Raw genomic sequence first — 5068 nt, 5'->3', positions numbered from 1 at the left:
GTAGAGGTGCACCACGGGGACCCGGCAGGAAAATATAAAGATTACGTTGAGTAAATATCATACACCCATCGCGGCCACATTAGTTACAAAATTTTTACTGAAATGGCTGATCCGCCTCCGTGCCCGGCGGGATACTCCTCCCTCACGGCCTCACCATCTCGCCGCATTATGTTTTCACCAGAATTACTAAACTCATTTTGTTGGAAACGATACAGCGGAGCCTGACAATGCATATGGATAAGCGGATAAAGGTCAAAAAATTATGATAATTCGATCAGGGAGTCCTCCTCCCAATGGACTTGAGCGTCTCGTCGATCGCATCCACGGCCCTGTCTATCTGCTCCCTGGTTATGACGAGGGGCGGGTTTATCCTGATCCTGGAGCCGGTCCAACCGGGTGGCCCTATTATAACGCCTTTCTTCCTTAGTTCGATCCTGAACTTATCCGCCTCCTCCACGGCTGGTTCCTTGGTCTTCCTATCCCTCACCAGCTCTAAGCCTATGAGCAGGCCCTTACCGCTCACATCACCTATGATCTCATGGCTATCCATGAGCTCCCTGAGCCTCTTCAACATGTACTCCCCATCCCTGGCGGACTTCTCCACGAGTCTCTCCTCCTCTATGACCTCGATGGCCGCTAGAGCGGCCGCCATGGCCAGAGGGTTGCCCCCGTATGTTGAGTAGTGATCTAGGGGCCTGAAGGCGGTTCCCACCTCCTCACTGGCTATGGCTGCTGCGACAGGAAATCCTCCTCCCAGCGCCTTCGCCATAGTCATTATATCGGGTTCGACGCCGAAGTGCTCTATGGCGAAGAGCTTCCCCGTTCTTCCGAATCCGGTTATCACCTCATCCGCTATGAAGAGTATGCCGTACTGGTCAAGTATGTTCTTGATGACCCTGAAGTAATCCGGAGGGGGAACTATGTTGCCAGCAGTTCCCTGTATGGGCTCGGCTATGAATGCCGCGATCTCCTCGGGGGCAGCGTACTTGAGGGCATCGTCCAACATCCTCGCGCACTGGAGGTTACAGCTCGGGTACTCGAGACCTATGGGGCACCTGTAGCAATAGTAATTTGGGATATGCATCACCCCGTAGGGAAAAGATCCCATACCCCTCTTGTATTTGGAGAAGCCCGTCAGGGTCCTGGGCATGTGGGTCCTCCCGTGGAAGGCACCCCAGAGGGCTATCAGACCGGGCTTTCCCGTGGCCCTCTTGGCCAATAGCGTCGCTGTCTCAACGGCCTCGGCTCCCGAATTCACGAAGAAGCTCCTCTTAAGCTTTGGAGGGGTTATTTCGGCAAGTTTTTTAGCGAGAAGGGCCTGGGGCTCGTTGTAGAAATCGGTCGCAACGACGAAGATCTTCCCGAGTTGATCCTTGACGGCCTGTATTATCTTAGGGTGAGAATAGCCCTGAGAGGCCACAGCGTGCATCGCGTGAAGATCTATGTATTCTCTCCCGTCCATGTCTCTCAGAATGGCCCCCTCTCCGGATTCGATTACTATGGGGTCGTCCTTCCACCATCTGGCGACGTTGGTCATCATGTACTGATCCGAAAATCGGATCACGTCATCCCTGGAGATCCTACCCACATGCATCACCTGGACGCCAGCTCCGGAACTAAAATAAAAATCTTATCTCACACATCCCCTTAAGGACATGATACTCCCACTCCTCTCCGATCGAACCGCGAATGATCCTCTTCCTCGGGCTGGGATGTCGGGAGATGCTGCGCGCCAGCATCGCATCATCCTCATAGCATCGGTGATGAGGGAGAGATATGGAGGTGGATGACACCGTCATAATCTCCCGAAGGGTTTGGGTTGGGTGAGGGGATGAATGTCCAAGGTCTTGCGGCGGGTGAGGATGTTGTCAAACCTTTGGAGCCGATGGATCCGGGGGTGGGGAGGCGATAATCTCATCAGGTGTGATCTGAGGAAGGCCATCAGGAAGTCGGAAGGTCATGGGGAGCTTGCTGGGAAGCTGGTGTAGGGGAGTAGCTAGAGGATGGAGCGGCTGAGCGAGGACCTCAAAGGGATGCTGGGCCGCTCATCAGGTAGGGGAACAGGGAAGGGCTACTCTGGAAGCTGTTGGAAAGGCGAGAAAATTCCCTCAGCTCATGAATCTTCCCTCCTTAAAAGAAAGGCTCGGATCCCTCCCCATCGTCAGGTGAATCTCAAATGGATGGCAGTGCAGCCCCCATCTCTCCTCGTGACCGCTTAGATTCTGAAGCATTCTGAAAAAGTCCTCTTCAGGCTAAAGCGCCTAGGAGCGAGGACATGCCGCATGATCGGGGAAGGATCAGCTTTATCTGAGTTCAAGGACGTTTTCAGCGACAACTCGGGTGGAAGGCGCGATGCTACCACATATAGGAACCTTGATCTCATTCTCCCAGGGCCTTTGGAAGCTTTGATCCCCAAATACCCTTAGGATCCCGCGAATTGTGTGCTTCTCAATTCTTCCCGTTGCCGGGGCTCGGTGATCGGGGAACATGAAGAGGCGTCCTGATGGGAGTCTTGAGATCGAGAAGAGCATGGCAGATGCCATTATGAATGACTGGACCTTGAAGGTCTCGCTCAGGGCTTTGGCCAGCGATCCCAAATCTTGAAGGCTGACGGTTCCCTCCCCCATCGCTATGAGCCTGGAGGCCAGGTCGTAGGGGATGAAGCGCGTCATCACGAGTATGCAGAGGTTCAGGCTGAGCGCAAACCCCACGTTGAACGATATGGTCCTTATGGAGGATGTGACGCCCCTCCTATCGGCCGGGGAGCTGTTCATTATGGAGCTGGCATTTGGGGTCGTGAAGAGTCCGGCCCCACAGCCGAGGAGGAGCGTGGAGGCCACTATCAGCTGCGCGGGGGTGCGAGCTGAGAAGAGGTGCATGGAGTAGAGCGAGGCCGATGCGAGAGCGAGGCCCAGCAGGGTTATAGGAGCGTAGCCGTAGGAGTCTGAGAGCCTGCCTCCCAGGGTCCCGAAGGCGAGGAAGGCGATCTCGAACGGGAGCAGGAACATGCCCGTGAGGGAGGCGCTGTAGCCCTTCACCACGGATAGATAGATCACAAGGAGCACACTGACGGAGCCGAAGGCCAGGGAGTAGATGAATTGTGCTATCACCCCGCTCGTGAGCTGCCAGTTCCTGAATAGCCTCAGATCTAGGGCGGGCGATGGAAATCTTACCTCCCAGCAGGCGAAAATCGCCAGGAGGGCGAGCCCCAGGAGGGCCAGTAGAGCTGACGTCCTGAGGTTGTGGGATCCGTAGGCAGCCAGAGTCAGGGAGAGGAGGATCAGGGAGACTGATGAGGTGAATGTGAGGAAGCCCATGAAGTCTATCCTCGCCACCTCCGCGGGCCTGTACCTCTCCCTCAGCCTGACCCTTGACCAGAGCACCGAGGCGAGCCCTAGGGGCACGTAAACCCAGAAGAGCCACCTCCATCCCATGTAATCTATTATGAATCCCCCGAGCGTCAGGCCAATTAGGGAGCCCGCCCTGAAGGCCACCTGGTTGACCCCTATCCACGTTCCCAGCCTGTTGCCGAGGACGGCATCTGTTATTATCGTCAGGCTCAGGGTCATGAGCATGGCCGCCCCGATCCCCTGAATGAGCCTGAGGAGGATCACCTGAAGCGGATTGGATGAGAACCCGCAGAGCAGAGCTGACAGCGAGAATATCGCGAAGCCAGTGGAGAAAAGCTTAACCCTCCCGTAGAGATCACTCAGCCTCCCTATTATGAGCTGGGTGGCCGTCGAGCCCAGCATGTAGGCCTGGGTGAACCAGAGCACCTGCTCTATATCAGCCCCCAGCGAGTGGGCGAGCTCAGGGATCCCGACCACCAGTATCCTAGCGTTTATCCCGGCCAGGAAGGATGCGAGCGTTGTTACGGAGAGCACGTGAAGTATCTCCTCTCTGCTCATCGGCTCTTCCGGTGATTTGAGATTAAAAATCTTTCCGATCTGGGCCGAACGTCAGCCTCGCGATGGATCCCGGTGAGGGGTGAGGAGCATCAAAGCCCCAGCCTCACCACTCACAGAAGCCCGTTCAGATCCTCTCGCTTTATGGGGTCATGTCAGAGCGCTCCTCTTGAGCCCCATTCCGGTCAGTATGACGAGCGCCTCACCCTCAATCCTGCCCTCCCTCAGCCACCTCCTGTAAACGGCGTAGGCGACCGCTGAACTCGGCTCAACGTATATGCCGAGCCTGGCCAGCTCCCTGTGGGCCTCAACTATCTCCTCCTCCTCAGCCACGTCAGCGTCGCCGAAACCCCTGAGCTCCTCAACCATCATGCCCAGTAGGGGAGGATTGGGACTTATCAGGGCATCTGCAACGCTCCTAACAACGCTGGGAGGAGAGTAGGGGAGTCCCCTCATCCTGTGATATAGGGGCGAGACCTCCCTCGTCTGGCACGCTATCACCTCAGGTGCCCTGTCCAGCTCGCCCGAGCTGAGGAGGTGCTTGAAGCCCCTGAGGACCCCTAGGAGGAGTGTTCCAGCTGAAACCGGGAGGAATACCTTGCTTGGAGGCTTCCAATCGGTCTGCTCGGCTATCTCATAGGCAAGGGTGCGCATGGCATCCCAGAAGGCCGGATGGTAGACGTGACCTATGTAGAACTTCCCCTCCTCCTCGCTCATCGCCGCCCTGGTGACGTCCTCCCTCCTCCCGCTCACCCTCACTATCTCCGCCCCGTAAGCAGCTATCTGCTGCAACTTAGGGCCGCTGGCATTTTCAGGAACGTATATCCTGGCTTTAAGACCTGCTCTGGCTGAGTAAGCCGCTATGGATGCCCCGGCATTTCCCGAGGAGTCCTCGCTCACGTAACCTCCCCTGGACCTCACCCCCTCGGCCACCAGAGAAATGAGGACCGAGGAGCCCCTGTCCTTGAAGGAGCCCGTGGGGTTCAGGAAGTCCAGCTTGAGGTGGAGATCCCCTATCCTCACCAGGGGGGTCCAGCCCTCCCCCAGGCTGACCCTGCCGGTGACAGGGGGGAGGAACCGGGAGTACCTCCATATCGTGTGATCCCCCCTGTGGACCTGATCCCTGTCGAAGGGATCCTCCAGCACTAGCTCGAGTGGTGAGC

The 5068-nt window shown here is 56.8% G+C and carries 3 protein-coding genes; all 3 read right to left on the bottom strand.

Translation table 11 applies throughout. The features are described 5' to 3' along the window. Nucleotides 1-274: 274 nt before the first annotated feature. Entirely contained in the window at nucleotides 275-1540 is a 1266-nt protein-coding gene (locus BA066_06670; GenBank protein ID RDD53012.1) for an aspartate aminotransferase family protein, read from the bottom strand. A gap of 763 nt (nucleotides 1541-2303) precedes the next feature. Beyond that, nucleotides 2304-3908 (bottom strand): MFS transporter, encoded by a 1605-nt coding sequence (locus BA066_06665; protein ID RDD53011.1) that lies wholly within the window; start codon nucleotides 3906-3908, stop codon nucleotides 2304-2306. Between the two features lie 147 nt (nucleotides 3909-4055). Then, nucleotides 4056-5068: pyridoxal-phosphate dependent enzyme (locus BA066_06660; protein ID RDD53010.1), on the bottom strand; the 1013-nt coding region annotated here is incomplete at its 5' end.

Source organism: Candidatus Korarchaeota archaeon NZ13-K, from assembly GCA_003344655.1.
Classification (GTDB): Archaea; Korarchaeota; Korarchaeia; order Korarchaeales; family Korarchaeaceae; genus Korarchaeum.
Note: the sequence above shows the minus strand (reverse complement) of the source record. Positions and strands in the feature narration are given on the sequence as shown.

Bases quoted from the DNA above. Each gene is read 5' to 3' on its own strand.
- BA066_06670 (RDD53012.1), bottom strand. From the start codon at position 1,540: ATGATGACCAACGTCGCCAGATGGTGGAAGGACGACCCCATAGTAATC.
- BA066_06665 (RDD53011.1), bottom strand. From the start codon at position 3,908: ATGAGCAGAGAGGAGATACTTCACGTGCTCTCCGTAACAACGCTCGCA.